This window comes from Vibrio crassostreae 9ZC13, from assembly GCF_000272045.2.
GTDB lineage: Bacteria > Pseudomonadota > Gammaproteobacteria > Enterobacterales > Vibrionaceae > Vibrio > Vibrio crassostreae_C.
Genome location: NZ_AJYZ02000019.1, coordinates 1,186,037 through 1,201,626, shown reverse-complemented (window position 1 = coordinate 1,201,626; position 15,590 = coordinate 1,186,037). Strand labels below are relative to the sequence as shown.

The following is a 15,590-nucleotide window of genomic DNA, read 5'->3' as shown; positions in this document are numbered from 1 at the left end:
CTACCGCTACCGGTTTCCAGAAGCCTACGATAACGGCTGTGGTTAGCGAGCCAAGCGCAATACCGACGACGTACATTGGAATGTTGCTTGATACTGGCGCAGTGATTAGGCCGCCCCACGGTGCGTGCAGTAGAACGTCTGTCATGAAGCCGAATACACAGCCCACGATACCACCGGCAACGATTGAAGGAAGTACGCGCATTGGGTCATTTGCTGCGAACGGGATAGCACCTTCAGAGATACCGATAGAACCCATGATTGCTGCCGCTTTACCTGCTTCTTGCTCTTGTTTAGAGAACTTGTTTTTGAATAGGAAAGTCGCCAGAGCCATACCTAGAGGTGGAGTACAAATCGCGATGCCAACGCCGCCCATTAGCCAAGGTTGTGTGTCTACTTGAGTTTGGGCAAATAGGGTCGCGACTTTGTTGATAGGGCCGCCCATATCAAACGCCGTCATACCGCCAAGGATTGTGCCCAGAACCATCTTAGATGCACCAGCCATTGAAGCTAGGAACTCGTTCATTGAAGACATGAACAGTTTAATTGGCTCACCGATGCCCCACAGTACGATACCTGCAGAGATTAACGTACCTAGAAGCGGGTAGATGAAGTACGCACCTAATGCTGTCATGTTGGTAGAAAGTGGGATCTTCTTAAGTTGAAGCACTACGCCACCGGCAATAAAGCCAGCCACGATACAACCAAGGAAGCCGCCGCCCATGTCAGCCATGATGCCAGAAGAGATCATTGCAGGAGCAAGTGCTGGTTTGTCTGCGATTGAGTAACCAATAAAGCCGCCAAGAATGATTGGGAAAAGAACAAGGCCTTTGATACCGATATTAGAGATGTCTGCCAGCAAGCCGTCGGCCGGAACCGCACCTTTGCCTGATGCCATGACCGCTAACGCCAACAGAACACCACCGGCTACGATAAAAGGCAGCATGTGTGAGGTTCCGAAAAGCAGGTGACCTTTCATGGTACTAAGGATTTTTTTATAGTCGCTACTACTATTCTTATTATTAGAATTGCTACTGGTATTCGTAGCTTGATTTGCTAGGGTGCTCATAATTCTCTACGCCTTATGAATTAATTAAAATATTAAGGATTTGATGTTCACCTTTTGCGTTATGGATATTTTGAATAAATTCATCACTGAATTTTCCAAATAGTTCTTGTAGTACATAAATATGATGGTCAGCACCGTTGTCGGGTGAGGCAATCATAAAAAATACGGTTGGATTGATGTCGTCTTCATCGCCATAATCAATACCTTTACGCTTAACACCGACAGCGATTGCTGGCTCAGTTACCGCCTTGCTTTTTGAGTGTGGGTAAGCGATGCCGTCCATTGAGGTAATGCTTTGAGATTCACGAATTTCAATGTCTGCCAAGAAGGCTTCTTTATTACTGATTCGGTTGTTTTCAAATAACATGCTTGCCAATTCTTCAAACAGTTCTTTTTTATTATTCGCTTGAAGGTTGTTATTAATTAAGTTGACGTTAGTTAGCTGTGTGACCATTTATTAACTCATTCACTATTGAAGTTCTTGAATTAAAATTAATGGATTAACGGCATTCGCGAAATAGCAAATAAAAGCCCTTCACTGTACATTTGTACCAAGCAAAATTAAGTGTGATTTGCATCATTCATCCAGTGTGAGATGGGTCATATTTGATGGTGTTTTTGATTATGTTTTTGACACGCCGAGCGGCCTCATCAGAAACAAAAATGCCCCGTATGAGCAGGGCAGTAAGACTTTGTACTGAGTTCTAAGGGAGCTAGCTGTAAGCACGCGCTACTCGGCCAACGCAGTCCAGTTTGTAGCTCTCAGCATAAGCAGGAATGAATACCGATTGGCCTTTCTCTATCACGCAGGTTTCGCCGCACTGGTGAGTAAGCACCATAGATTCGTCGAGAGGTAGTAGGATCTCGGCACCTTCGGTAGTGATCCGTCGCTGATGTGAGTTTTGCACGATAGAGAACTTAAAATCCTCGACTGGAATTTGGTATTCCATCACATCACCTTGCTCTATCGGGCTGAGCAGTAACCTATCCGCAGGCTTTTCCTTAAATCGAGTACAAGAAACCAGTTCATTCACGTCCATGTATTTAGGCGTTAACCCAGCGCGCAATACATTGTCTGAGTTCGCCATGATCTCTAAGCCCGTGCCTTTGATGTAAGCGTGGGGCGTCTCGGCATCCAGATACATGGCTTGCCCCGGCTTTAGCGTGATAACGTTCAATAGCAGCGGAGCAAACAGGCCGACATCCCCCGGATACTGTTGTTCCAACTCTGAAATCAACTGGAACACAGGGGCATCTGAAAGTTTCGCCTTCATCAACAACATGGTCAGCGCCATGCCTTTTTGTTCACCTTGCAAAGACAATAAACTCGCGAAGAAGCTCGCTAATCCATTAGGCGTTTGATCGCCCGCGAGGTCGTTAACCATCGAGTGCAGCTCAGGAATATCGAGGTAATGGAAGTGCTCAAGGATCTCGCTGATCGACCTAAAGCCATTCATCGCCGTGTAGTCCGTTAGGGCATACACCAGTTCTGGCTTATGATTAGGATCCTTGTAGTTACGATTGCCAGCTGTCATTGGAATGCCTTGCTGCTCTTCAAGAGCATAGCCAGATTCCGCTTGCTGTTTGTTTGGATGTACTTGAACAGACAGCGCTTTCTCAGCCGCTAATACCTTGAAAAGATAAGGTAACTCGCCAAAGCGACTCGCCACTTTCTCGCTTAGAAACAAGTTTAGGTTCTTAGAAATCAAGCTCGACAATGTGGTCTGTTGCCCGTTATCAGTCACCATTGAGCAACCATTGGGGTGTGCGCCCATCCAAATCTCCGCTTGTGGCTCACCAGATTGGTTATCAATACCAAACAGTTGGCTAAACGAAGACGGGCTACCCCATGCGTAGTTTTGAATCACGTTGGTCATAGGGTAGAAAAAGCGTTGTACGAACGAGTCGTTCGCTAAAGAAAAATCAGACATCGAGATCACCATGAAGGGAAACATGGCTTGAGCTCTACTCGATTTACTAAAATACGAGAGTAGAGGGACTCAAGCCATTGGAGTTGAAATGGCTTAAGCCGCTGCTGTTGCTAGCTTGGCTTTGCGTAGATTTTTAAGCGCGATACAAGTAACCGCAGTCACACCTGCACCTGATGCCATGCACAGCAGTGCCAGCATTGGGTAGTTCATTGCGCCGAGCAGAGCCACAACAGGGCCACCGTGAGCAACGCTGTTGGTGATACCAAATGAGAACGCCATAACAGCTGCAGTCATTGAGCCAAGCACGTTGGCAGGGATAACCGACATTGGATCTTGAGCCGCGAATGGAATTGCACCTTCAGAGATACCTACCAAGCCCATCGCGCCTGCAGCTTTACCTGCTTCAATTTCAGAAGATTCGAACAGGTCGAACTTACGGCCAAGTCTGGTTGCGATAGCCATACCCAGTGGAGCGACAGGGATTGCACATGCCATTGCACCCATGAATTGAGTTTGACCGCTGGCAATCATGCCGACCGAGAAAAGGAACGCTACTTTGTTGAACGGACCGCCCATATCGAAACCGGCCATGCCACCAAGGACGATGCCAAGCAGAACCACGTTGCCTGTGCTCATGCTCGTTAGTAGTGCAGTAAGAGCATCCATCAGCCCAGCGATAGGTGCGCCGATAACAAAAATGAACAGACCTGCGATGAACAAAGAGCCAGTGATCGGAGCGATCATGATAGGCACAAGCGGTTGAACGAATTTGTGGTAGTTAAACGAAGTAATCCATTTAACGAAGTAACCCACTAATAAACCCGCGATGATTGCGCCAATGAAGCCAGTACCTGCGTCAGCGCCATAGAAAGAACCGTTGTTGGCAATCCAGCCGCCAATTAAGCCAGGGGTTAGGGCAGGGCGGTCAGCAATCGCATAAGCAATGTAGCCAGCCAAGATTGGGATCATCAATGTGAAGGCAACCACGCCCACTTCTAGGATTTGGTTCCACATGCTGCCAGCAGGAATCGCCATGCCAGATTCACTTGGCTCGCCGCCAATCGCCAGTGCAAGGGCTATCAATAGGCCACCAGTCACGACGAATGGGATCATGTGAGATACGCCATTCATCAAGTAACGGTAAAGGTCTGAACGTGCTTGTGAGGCTTTTTCTACAACAGATTGGTTGGTCGGCGTTTGTTCAGCTTGGTAACTAGGTGCGTTGAGCGCTTGCTTAATCAAGCCTTGTGCGTCTTTGATTGGTGCTTTTACGTTGGTGCTGATGACGCGTTTTCCGGCAAAGCGAGCCATGTCGACCTGTTTATCACAAGCCACGACAATCGCGTCGGCGCGTTCGATCTCTTCTCGAGTTGGGCTGTTCTTAACGCCAATAGAACCGTTGGTTTCGACCTTGATGTCGTAGCCAAGAGCCGCCGCGCCTTTTTCTAGTGCTTCGGCTGCTAAATATGTGTGTGCGACGCCAGCTGGGCAGCCTGTCACACCAATGATGAAGCCTTGCTTCTCAACATTGGCTTCTGTCTCAGCAGGTTCAGGTTTGGTAAGCAGTAGCTCTAATGCCGCTTGTTCAGATTGAGCATTCATGAAGTTTTCAATGAAACCTTCTTCAATCAATTTTGAAGAAAGCTCTGCCAGTACTTCGATGTGGTGATTATCGCCGCCATCAGGAGAGGCAATCATGAAGAACAGTTTTGATGGCTGGCCGTCATCGGCGCCGTACTCGATACCCTGTTGATGGACACCGATAACAACCGCGGGTTTGATGACCGCAGCGCTTTTCGCGTGTGGCAGAGCAATACCTTCTTCAAATCCGGTATTACCTTGTTCTTCACGAGCTTTAATGTCGGTAAGGAACTGTGCTTTGTCTGAAATTCGACCTTGTGCGTACAGCACCTCGATCAGCTCTTTAAATACGTCTTCTTTTGAATTAGCGCTAAGCGAAAGCTTAATCAAATTTTGGTTGATCAATGTCGTGATCATAATGAACCCCTACTCTGTTTTTATTTTGTTAGGGGTATTCTGGAATCTACGGCTTGCCTTCTGTAGTGAAGAAAAAATGCATTTACTGGATGATTGTTGCCTTATAAATGGAGTGTGATTTTGATCGGTTAGGAGTGCCTGTTTGGGGGAGTGTTGACAGCTTTTATGAGGTTATAACGCTTTTATTGATAAGGGCTTAGATTGATTTTTCTATCATGATAACAGTGTTCTAAATCTGGCCTTAGACTGGAAATTTATTTCCGTGACTGGATTTTTGTAACCTAGATCTCAAATTGTGATTTTGCTCAATAGCGCTATGTTTCACTAAGGGGTATATCTATTCCCGTAGCCTTATTGCTGCCCACTAGAGTTCGAATAATGATATTTCATGACTTAATCTCGTCTGTGTTAAATGAGCGAGAACCGTTTCATAACATCTGGTTTGCTGGAGATTTTCATACACCTTCAGCGTGCAGTTATCAGGTGAACTTTCCGCGCTTAGAGCTGGTGCTAGACGGAGAGTATATTAATGAAATGGAGAGTCATGATCGCAAGATCACTAACGTTATTGCCAAAGCCGGAGACGCTATTTTCATCCCACCCAACTGCTGGAATAAACCTAACTGGGATACTGACTGCTCGGTGTTGAGTATGTTGTTTGGTCGTCGTCAGCTGGGTTTAAGTTTGGTGAGTAAGCGCAAAGGGGAAGAGAGCTTTTACGATATTCAAAAGCACAGTATTCAGACTCGCTCTGGGTTTGCGATTGATAACATCTTGGAGGCGCTCAGCTCGTTAGCGAGAGAGAGTAACAAGCAGCCGATGGATGAGTTATTGCTGCAAGCTCTGCTGCAATACAGTAAAACCATGCTGGAAGCGCCCGTAGAAAAATCTCACAGCCGAGTGCAGGATGTGTATCAAGGGATCTGTATCTACATTCAAGAGAACTTCCATCGCCAAATCACCCGAGACAGCATTGCCTCGCGCTTTAGTATTTCATCCAATCACTTATCGCGAATGTTCCGTCAACAAGGCCACATGACGCTAGCAGAGTACATTACCCGCGTGCGGGTCGATCGCGCTAAGTTTATGCTTAAGAAGTACAACTTCAAACTCAATGAAGTGGCACTACGTTGTGGCTTTAAGGATGTGAACTACTTCTGCCGCGTGTTTAAGAATCGCACCGGTAGAACGCCGACCGAATATCGTGGCTCTATCTAATATCCCTTCAAATGACCTTTTCTGACCAGAGCTTATACGACCGAAATTTGTATGACTAGATCACCACAGTGGACTCTGTGGTGTGGTGATCAATTTGCTTTGTGTTCTCCTCTGCCGTTTATTTCTACACCTTATTTCCCAACCTTATCTTTAGGCACGATTTCTATTCATCCCGTTTCACTAAATAACCCCAATTAATAACATTAAGGGTTCGATTTACGAGTTGCTTATTATTTTTCGTTGCCTATTTATTGAATTAAACGTGTGAGAGTTGATTTATTAATGCGATGCATTTAATGAATGCTAAGTAAATTAAAAACCACTTATCGAGACGATAAAATCTTGTTATTGTTGTCCAGTTTACTGATTGAAATGTTTTTAAGTTATTGATTTTAAATGTTTACTTTTCGTCGGCTTGTTCTTTGTTTACTAACGTGTAATTCATGCCTCGAAATCAAATATTCAGGTTTATACGCCCCATCACAACCTTGACTTATAATACTACAAATTAAAAATTCAATAGATAATATGCTCTTCAGATATTCATCATAAAGAAGACTTATACATGGAACTCAATACTCTGATCGTAGGAATTTATTTCCTTTTCCTTATCGCAATAGGTTGGATGTTTAGAACGTTCACCAGTACAACCAGTGATTATTTCCGCGGGGGCGGTAACATGCTTTGGTGGATGGTTGGCGCAACTGCGTTTATGACTCAGTTCAGTGCTTGGACCTTCACTGGCGCAGCGGGTAAAGCGTATGCCGATGGTATGGCTGTCGCGGTTATCTTCCTAGCGAACGCATTTGGTTACCTGATGAACTACCTGTACTTCGCTCCGAAATTTCGTCAACTGCGTGTAGTAACGCCAATTGACGCGATTCGTATGCGTTTTGGTAGCTTCAACGAGCAAGTGTTTACTTGGTCTGGCATGCCGAACAGTATTGTTTCTGCGGGTATCTGGCTTAACGGCTTGGCGATTATCGCATCGGGTATCTTTGGCTTCGATATGACAACCACCATCGTTCTAACTGGTCTTGTTGTACTAGTGATGTCGGTAACGGGCGGTTCATGGGCGGTTATTGCGTCTGACTTCATGCAGATGGTTATCATCATGGCAGTAACCGTGACGTGTGCAGCCGTGGCTATCGTGCAAGGTGGCGGCGTTACTGAAATCATCAACGATTTCCCTGTAGCAGAAGGCGCATCATTTGTTTCTGGTAACAACCTGAACTATGTAAGCATCTTCGGAATCTGGGCATTCTTCATCTTCTTCAAGCAGTTCAGTATCACCAACAATATGTTGAACTCTTACCGTTACCTAGCGGCAAAAGACTCTAAGAACGCGAAGAAAGCGGCGCTGTTGGCGTGTATTCTGATGACAATTGGTCCAATCATTTGGTTCATGCCACCTTGGTTTGTAGCAGGACAAGGCGTTGACCTTGCAGCACATTACCCAGACGCAGGTTCTAAAGCAGGCGACTTTGCTTACCTTTACTTCGTAGAGCAATACATGCCAGCGGGTATGGTGGGGCTTCTAATCGCAGCGATGTTTGCGGCAACCATGTCTTCTATGGACTCAGGCTTAAACCGTAACTCTGGTATCTTTGTAATCAACTTCTACCAACCGATTCTTCGTCCAAACGCGACAGAGAAAGAGTTGATGGTTGTGTCTAAGTTGATGTCTTCGGTTTTCGGTGTCGCTATCATCCTTATCGCACTGTTTATTAACTCACTGAAAGGCTTGAGTCTGTTCGACACCATGATGTACGTGGGTGCATTAATCGGTTTCCCAATGACGATTCCAGCATTCTGTGGCTTCTTCATTAAGAAGACTCCGGACTGGGCAGGTTGGGGCACGTTAGTGGTTGGCGCGATTGTGTCTTACATCGTAGGCTTCGTGATTACCGCTGAAATGCTACAAAATTGGTTCAACCTAGAGCCGCTAACAGGCCGTGAATGGTCTGATTTGAAAGTAGCGGTAGGCCTGATTGCTCATTTAACGTTTACAGGCGGCTTCTTTATTCTTTCGACTTTGTTCTATAAACCATTAGAAGCGTCTCGTCAGAAAGATGTTGATACCTTCTTCACTAACCTATCGACGCCTTTGGTCTCTGAATCAACCGCGCAGAAGAAACTGGATAACAAACAACGTCACATGCTAGGTTCATTGATCGCAGTGTCTGGTGTAGCTGTGATGGCGATGTTTGCTCTACCAAATCCATTCTGGGGAAGAATGATGTTTGTACTGTGTGGTGGTATCGTGTTTATCGTTGGTCTACTGTTAGTGAAAGCTGTAGACGACTCGGTTGAGGATGCGAAACAAGCGAAAAAAACAGCTTAAGTAACTAAACCTACAAGATAAGCCATTTAGAATAGAACGGCTGAGCGTTATTGCTCAGCCGTTTTTTATTGTGTGAGCAATTGGGATTATAACCAATGGAGTGAGTAACTTAGCTGATTAAGAAATTGAACTTAAAAGGGTGAGATGAATTAAATCAGACGTGAAGATATATACATCAGAAGAGCTTGCAGGTCGACGCTGCTTCGGGTCTTTTGCAGACGCTCATTGACCTGATCGTGCAGTAGGTTTCGAGTTAGGTTGGTCGCCGCGACAATATGCTCTCGTTGTGGCTTGGTTGGCAATACCAAAGCGATAGCTACATGCACTTCGCCGATACGTGATGCCCAGTCAATTGGGTCGTCACTGACGATAACCGCAATCGAGAGATCTTGAGTCGATTCAAACATTACATGCGGCAGTGCAATACCCGGTGACACGCAGGTTGAAGAGCGTTCTTCTCGCTTAATAAATGCCAGAATCAATTCATCTGGGTCTTCTGGGTAAACAAGGTGAGCGAGCCCTTTCAAGCACTCAAATTTGGTCAGTTGGGTTTGCGCCTTAGCGTGGTGCCATTTGATATCACAAGGTGGGCATATTTGTGGCATTCGCTGAATTAGATCGCTAGAGAACTCATGGCTCACCTGTGAGCCAACCATGTCGTAATGCTCTGCAATTATGTCTTTGAGAACGAAACAGGCAAGCTCCGCATCAATACCGACCGCGGTTATCTGGCACAAATCACCACGAAGTAAACCTACTTGCAGCATCGCGACGGATTTGGAGAGATCAGCGGTTCGATTTTGAGTGATGTTGATAATGCGGATGTTGCTTTTGAATTTCTTCGCTAAGCGAGTCAGCGGCTGCGCGACATGTGAGTTCGCGGCAGGATCGTTAACGAAGAAGGTGATCTGGTATTCGTTCATGAAAAGTTTAAGTTCGACAATGCTTAATAAAGACTTTATCGATACTCAACAATACCTCTTCCATGGGAATGAATAAGGTTTTAGCTGGGTCAAATCGGTTTGGTTGTTCGATGTCGATATCAGAGACGATCAACACTTTGTCTGCGAGGGTAATATCTTGGGCGGTCAGTAAGTTTTCAATACCCATAGCGCCTTGCGTCTCAACCTTGATTGAAACGTTGAACTTAGGGGCTGTTTTATTTAGAGCATCAGCTGCCATGTAGGTGTGCGCAATGCCTGTAGGGCACGCAGTTACCGCTACAATTCTCATTATTATTCTCGGCTTAATCTCGTCCCTGTTACGTTACAAAAGCTACCTTGGAAAAGCTATCTTGCAAAAGCTATCTTGCAAAAGCTATCTTGTATGGGAACTTCAGTATAGAAAGCTCGCATAGAGGAGGGACGATATGTTTATGGGTTCTGGGGATTTTATGGATTGCCGTTTTTTATTCCAAGGTGAAAGTCACACTCTGAGCTCTTGGTTACAATAATCCAGTTAATGCACCTTTCGTCCTATATATTGAGTGCCTTCACACCGTTAATCTTTTCATCTTATTAACCTTATTCCTAGGTTAACAGACACTAATTACTTCAGTCTGAATGCAGGCGAGGCAGAGCAACATATGGATATCACCAATATTATCGAGCCCGAGATCATCTGCTTAGATTTACAAGCAGACTCAAAACAGGCGGTATTTGAAGAGCTTGTTGAACTGCTCGACCGTGCCGGTAAGCTCTCTAATAAACGTGAATTCCTTGACGACATCTGGAAGCGTGAAGCCATCGGTAATACTGGCTTTGACGATGGCATCGCCATTCCACACGCGAAAAGTGCTGCCGTAGCTAAACCTGCGGTGGCGGTAGGTATCAGCCGTTCTGGCATCGATTATGGCGCAGACGGCGGCGAGCTGTCGGATGTGTTCTTTATGCTCGCTTCACCAGACAACAACGACGACCACCATATCGAGGTACTGGCTCAGATTTCGACCAGGCTTATCGAAGATGGCTTTGTTACAAAATTAAAGGCGGTGGAGTCTGTCGAGGAAGCTCAAGAGCTGTTTCTCGAAGCCAATTCAGATTCCTTCGACAGCTACGCTTCTAGCCATCATGAAGTGTATGTCGAGCCGCTAAGCCCTTGGGCACAATCTCTTAATCGCCTCAAAGAACACTTATTATACGGCACCTCACACATGATTCCTTTCGTGGTTGCAGGTGGTGTGCTTTTGTCTTTGTCGGTGATGATGTCGGGTCATGGTGCAGTACCTGAAAGCGGTGTGTTAGCAGATATCGCACAGATGGGCATCGCGGGGTTAACCCTGTTTACAGCGGTGCTCGGTGGTTACATCGCGTATTCAATGGCCGACAAACCGGGTTTAGCGCCCGGTATGATTGGTTCTTGGGTTGCGGTGAATCAATACAATACCGGCTTTCTCGGTGCAATTGTGGTCGGTTTCTTCGCTGGTTTTGTGGTGAATCTACTTAAGAAGATCAAACTGCCAGACAGCATGATCTCGCTGAGCTCTATCTTCATCTATCCATTAGTCGGCACCTTCGTGACCTGTGGTGCGGTGATGTGGGTGATTGGCTCTCCGATAGCTCAAGTAATGCTTGAGATGAACCAAATGCTCACGGGCATGGCAGGCTCCGGAAAAATGGTATTGGGCAGTATTTTAGGTGCAATGACGGCCTTTGATATGGGCGGCCCGATCAATAAAGTAGCAACGCTGTTTGCCCAAACTCAGGTGAATACTCAACCATGGTTGATGGGCGGTGTCGGGATAGCGATTTGTACGCCACCGCTAGGTATGGCATTGGCGACTTTCTTATCGCCAAAGAAATTCAAAAGAGACGAACGTGAAGCAGGTAAAGCGGCGGGTATCATGGGTATGATTGGCATCAGTGAAGGCGCGATTCCTTTTGCTGCCGCCGATCCTGCGCGCGTTCTGCCTGCGGTTGTTGCTGGTGGCATTGTCGGTAACGTGGTTGGCTTTATGTTCCATGTAGTGAACCATGCACCATGGGGTGGATGGATAGTGTTGCCAGTGGTTGATGGCAAGATTGGCTATATCGTTGGCACACTAGCGGGGGCTCTAACGACAGCCCTGATCGTGATTCTTCTGAAGAAGAACGTGGTCGAAGGTGAAGTGAATTCTAATCAGTTGACCTGTGGTTCGGTAACGGAAGAAGGGCAAGCAGATGTATTGGCGATCACTTCTTGTCCATCTGGTGTTGCCCACACTTTCTTAGCGGCGAAGTCTTTAGAAAAGGCGGCGCATCATCTTGGGGTTCGGATTAAAGTCGAAACCCAAGGTGCCAACGGAATAGGTAATCGCATTACCCAGAAAGACATTGAAAGGGCGAGGTTGGTGATCTTTGCTCACGATGTGGCGATTAAAGAAGTTGAACGCTTTGCGAACGTGAAAACCTTGGATGTCAGTACTAAGGAAGCAATGCTTAATGCTCAGGCGTTGATCATGAGAAAGGTGTAACTCTTTAAACCGCAAAGTTTATCATCTATAAAGTTAACTAGATCAAAACTAAAAAGACTCCGCTCAGACCTGTTAAGGCGAAAGTGGAGTCTTTTTGTATTGTGCCCAATCAGTCAGGTCAAACGCTAAAAAGGGTGGTACTTAAATACGTCTTCAACCATTGAGTTGAGTAAATCGATGTCGTCACAGGTTTTGGCGTAGGTACGCAGGCCTGCGATTTGAACCTGAACATGACGAGCAAGCTGAGTCGGTTCACGCTCTTTGCTTATCTCACCCAATTCTTGTGATTCTGCGATCAGCTTAGCGAACTCACCTTCCATGATTTTGAGTGATTTCTTTGCTTCTTCTAATAATTCGGCGTGTTCATCAGTCAGTTCTGCTACCGTTTTTGCCAGCATACACATGCCATTTGGCGAACTTTGTTTTGATTCGACCACAGCACGTTTGACGAAGCTTTCGAGCGCTTTGATTGGAGAGTCTGTTTCACTGCGGAAGCGGTTCAGATTCAGGATGCCAAGTTCGGTATAGCGAGCAAGCGTCTCTTTAAACAAACCTTCTTTGCTGCCGAACGTCGCGTAGATGCTGCCCGGACGCATATCAATCACGTCTTGCAGGTTGCGCATAGAAGTCGCATGAAAGCCCTTTTCCCAATACAGGTTCGTTGCTTTATCTACTACGTCTTGTCTATCGAACTTAGCGGTCTTAGCCATAACATCTACTTCATTAATCTGAACATATGTTCAATATTTTATGCTGAACGCCCGTTCTAGTAAAGGTGTGTTTAGCTGCTTTGCGCAGGCTTAGAACATCAAAGAGTTAATAAAACATCCCGATCATCAGGAAATAATCTTAATCATCAATAACTTCTACGGTCTTGTGCTGAGCGCCGTAGTAGGTGCCTTCATCGATGGTGTACATCAATGTTGCTTCGCACTCTGGACAATCGAATTCCTCATTGGGTTCAATAGCCGCTTCTTCTACCCATTCCCAACCGATATGTTCTTCGCAAGCGGGACAATCCATACAATATCTCTCAGTTGTTGTCGCATATTTATTGCGAATCTCTACTTTGATAATTCGGCATTATACATATTTAGTTAACGAGGAATAGACAGTTAATCAGCGCAGAATAGGGAGTTGATTAGTTGTGAATCAATTGCTGGTGAGCGTTGAATCTATAGTTAGTTCTGAATATATCGTTTTCTCTGAGCACATAATTGGTGCAGGCCTACCCCTTTTGGGTAGTTAAAGTGTGTCAGATTTCAGTCGCTTACGTCAATAAAATGTTGTCGCATGTGTTTTGGGTATCGTTAGGTCGCTTAGCTAACAGTTTTATCGGTAAATCAATGAATTTTGTAAGGTTAAATGTTACCTTCATCGCATCGCGATCTGTGTGGCACGGTAATTGATGCACATTGATCAAGTTGAATAATTATACAGTCACAATTGAGGCGCATCTTATTAAGGGTGTGCGAGTTAGATGACTGAAAAGATTTGTTAGCTGCTAGGGAAATGATAATGAAATTAACCGATATGTCTTTTAAGCAAAAAATCATCGCTTTGCTTATTTTACCGATCTTGGGATTTCTATGGCTTAGCGTTTCTGCGATTTCAAAAGGCGTAGAAACCACCAGTGAATTGTCTTCATTAAACCAACTTACCCGTTTGTCGGTTGTGTACAGTGAACTTGTGCATGAGTTACAAAAAGAGCGTGGAATGACGGCTGGGTTTATCGGCTCACAGGGCACTAAGTTTGTCAGTGAACTACGTGCACAAAGAGCCAGTGCAGATAATAGACGTAATCTGAAAACCGAATACTGGCAATCTGCTGAAATCGATTTACCGCAGATCACTCGGCTGAACACTGAAATAAGCCAAAGCCTAAATCAAATTACTTCTATTCGAAATCGAGTGGATTCTCAATCGATTCCTCTGTCTGAAGCTTTGGGTTATTACACCAAACTGAATGCAAAGCTGCTGAGCGTATCGGCGTTAATTGCTGAGCTTAGCTCTGATGCTGCCATCACCACTGAAACCATCGCTTACTACAACTTTTTACAAGGTAAAGAGCGAGCGGGTATCGAGCGTGCTGTCCTAAATAATACCTTCTCTAAAAATGAATTTGGCCCAGGCATGTTGGTTAAATTCATCTCTTTGGTGACTGAGCAAAATACCTATTTCTCAAACTTTGAGGTATTGAGTAACCCAGCTAACGTTCGTTTCTTTGAACAGCAATTGAATGATCGTTCGGTGGCAGAAGTAGAAAAGCTTCGTGGTTTGGCTGAATCTAAGATGAGCGGTTTTGATGTTGATCCTGTGTACTGGTTCTCGCAATCTACCGCTCGTATTGTTCAGCTAAAGAAAACAGAAAACCGCCTAGCAGAGTCGCTTATCGCACTGACAGAGAAAAAAATGTCAGAGGCGCAGTCTGCGATGATGATGAGTATTGGTCTGTTTGCTTTGATAACCTTGTTCGCGACCTTCGTGAGCTATAAGGCGATCAGCGACCTGACGATGAGAGTAAAAGATCTTACAGTGATGTTGTCTAAGGTTCGTAATGACAACGACTTAACAGTTCGCGCTAAGTTCGTTGGCAACAGCGAGCTTGGACAGATCTCTTCGGCACTCAACGAAACGCTAGAGAAGTTTTCAAACGTTATCGACAACCTGTCTCAGTCGAGTCTGACCTTAGCTTCAGCCGCTGAAGAAACCTCACAAACCTGTCACTACAATTCGAACACGCTAGTGCAACAACAAGACCAAATTGGCTTGGTTGCGACGGCGACAGAAGAGTTATCAGCAACGGTAAATGAGGTGGCGGCTAAAACTCAGCAGACAGCAAGTTCCGCTAAACTGGTCGATGAGCAGTCTCAAGAAGGTTTGAGTACGGTTCAAAACTCTTACCACTCTATCGAAAAACTGGCATCTGAAATTAATGATCTAGCGGAAAAGATCACGCACTTACACGAGAGCAGTAATAACATCAACAGTGTGATTGATGTGATTAAGTCCGTCGCTGAACAGACTAACTTGTTAGCATTGAACGCGGCAATTGAAGCGGCAAGAGCGGGTGAGCAAGGTCGTGGATTTGCGGTAGTGGCTGATGAAGTTCGCACGTTAGCACAGCGTACTCAGCAGTCGACAGCTGAAATTGAAGGTTTCATCAGCTCGTTACAGTCTGATGTGCAAACCGCGTTTAATGTGATTGATAACAGTCAGAAGATGTCGTCTAAAGCGGTTGAGGATTCAAAAGAGGTGGAACACACCTTACAAGGTATCTCAGCATCGGTGAGCGAGATCTTTAGCATGACTGAGCAGATCGCAACCGCTACCGAAGAGCAAGCGGTAGTGACTCAAGATATTGCTCAAAACGTCATGGCAGTAGAGCAGAAGTCGACAGAATCTACGACAGGTGCAACGCAAATAGCTGCAACAGCCAAAGAACAAGCTCAGTTAGCAGCTTCATTGAAAGATATTGCGAGTACGTTTAAGAGCTAACTAGCAAGCACTCCAATAAGAAGTAAAATGCCCGTTAGTCTCTACTTTTAATAGCAGGACTAACGGGCTATTTGTATCTGCTGT

Annotated in this window: 12 protein-coding genes; 4 read left to right on the top strand and 8 right to left on the bottom strand. The window is 45.5% G+C overall.

Annotated features, from left to right (window positions below):
* The 4 genes from A136_RS06515 to A136_RS06500 form a co-directional block, all read right to left on the bottom strand.
* The coding region (locus A136_RS06515; protein WP_017064947.1) for a PTS fructose transporter subunit IIC at window positions 1-1,066 on the bottom strand (1,066 nt) is incomplete at its 3' end.
* 13 nt (window positions 1,067-1,079) lie between these two features.
* A complete protein-coding gene (locus A136_RS06510; RefSeq protein ID WP_017064946.1) occupies window positions 1,080-1,520 on the bottom strand; it encodes a PTS sugar transporter subunit IIA in 441 nt (146 codons plus the stop codon).
* 259 nt (window positions 1,521-1,779) lie between these two features.
* Window positions 1,780-2,997: a mannose-6-phosphate isomerase, class I gene (manA, locus tag A136_RS06505; RefSeq protein ID WP_016785547.1), complete on the bottom strand. Its 1,218-nt coding sequence runs from the start codon at window positions 2,995-2,997 to the stop codon at window positions 1,780-1,782.
* Between the two features lie 93 nt (window positions 2,998-3,090).
* Window positions 3,091-4,995, bottom strand: coding sequence for a PTS fructose transporter subunit IIABC (locus A136_RS06500; RefSeq protein WP_017064945.1), 1,905 nt, complete (start codon window positions 4,993-4,995; stop codon window positions 3,091-3,093).
* Window positions 4,996-5,373: 378 nt separating this feature from the next.
* Here A136_RS06500 and A136_RS06495 point away from each other — a divergent pair, with 378 nt between their 5' ends.
* Together A136_RS06495 and A136_RS06490 are read left to right on the top strand one after the other, a co-directional pair.
* Window positions 5,374-6,213, top strand: a complete 840-nt coding sequence (locus A136_RS06495) for a helix-turn-helix transcriptional regulator (protein ID WP_009846231.1) — start codon at window positions 5,374-5,376, stop codon at window positions 6,211-6,213.
* 565 nt (window positions 6,214-6,778) lie between these two features.
* Window positions 6,779-8,557, top strand: coding sequence for a sodium:solute symporter family protein (locus tag A136_RS06490; RefSeq protein ID WP_017064944.1), 1,779 nt, complete (start codon window positions 6,779-6,781; stop codon window positions 8,555-8,557).
* A gap of 149 nt (window positions 8,558-8,706) precedes the next feature.
* Here the strand turns inward: A136_RS06490 and A136_RS06485 are convergent, their stop codons facing one another.
* Together A136_RS06485 and A136_RS06480 are read right to left on the bottom strand one after the other, a co-directional pair.
* Window positions 8,707-9,480 (bottom strand): PTS sugar transporter subunit IIA, encoded by a 774-nt coding sequence (locus A136_RS06485; RefSeq protein ID WP_017064943.1) that lies wholly within the window; start codon window positions 9,478-9,480, stop codon window positions 8,707-8,709.
* Window positions 9,481-9,487: 7 nt separating this feature from the next.
* The gene (locus A136_RS06480; protein ID WP_017064942.1) at window positions 9,488-9,790 is read right to left on the bottom strand and encodes a PTS fructose transporter subunit IIB; all 303 of its coding nucleotides are present in this window, start codon (window positions 9,788-9,790) and stop codon (window positions 9,488-9,490) included.
* Between the two features lie 352 nt (window positions 9,791-10,142).
* Between A136_RS06480 and A136_RS06475 the strand changes: the two genes are divergently transcribed.
* On the top strand, window positions 10,143-12,008 hold the full coding sequence (locus tag A136_RS06475) for a fructose-specific PTS transporter subunit EIIC (protein WP_017064941.1): 1,866 nt from the start codon (window positions 10,143-10,145) through the stop codon (window positions 12,006-12,008).
* A gap of 125 nt (window positions 12,009-12,133) precedes the next feature.
* On the opposite strand, the gene A136_RS06470 is transcribed toward A136_RS06475, so the two are convergent.
* Together A136_RS06470 and A136_RS22810 are read right to left on the bottom strand one after the other, a co-directional pair.
* A complete protein-coding gene (locus A136_RS06470) occupies window positions 12,134-12,718 on the bottom strand; it encodes a TetR/AcrR family transcriptional regulator (protein WP_017064940.1) in 585 nt (194 codons plus the stop codon).
* A gap of 139 nt (window positions 12,719-12,857) precedes the next feature.
* Window positions 12,858-13,031, bottom strand: coding sequence for a hypothetical protein (locus A136_RS22810; RefSeq protein WP_017061661.1), 174 nt, complete (start codon window positions 13,029-13,031; stop codon window positions 12,858-12,860).
* A 495-nt stretch (window positions 13,032-13,526) separates the two neighbouring features.
* Between A136_RS22810 and A136_RS06465 the strand changes: the two genes are divergently transcribed.
* Window positions 13,527-15,506, top strand: coding sequence for a methyl-accepting chemotaxis protein (locus A136_RS06465; protein ID WP_017064939.1), 1,980 nt, complete (start codon window positions 13,527-13,529; stop codon window positions 15,504-15,506).
* Window positions 15,507-15,590 lie beyond the last annotated feature (84 nt).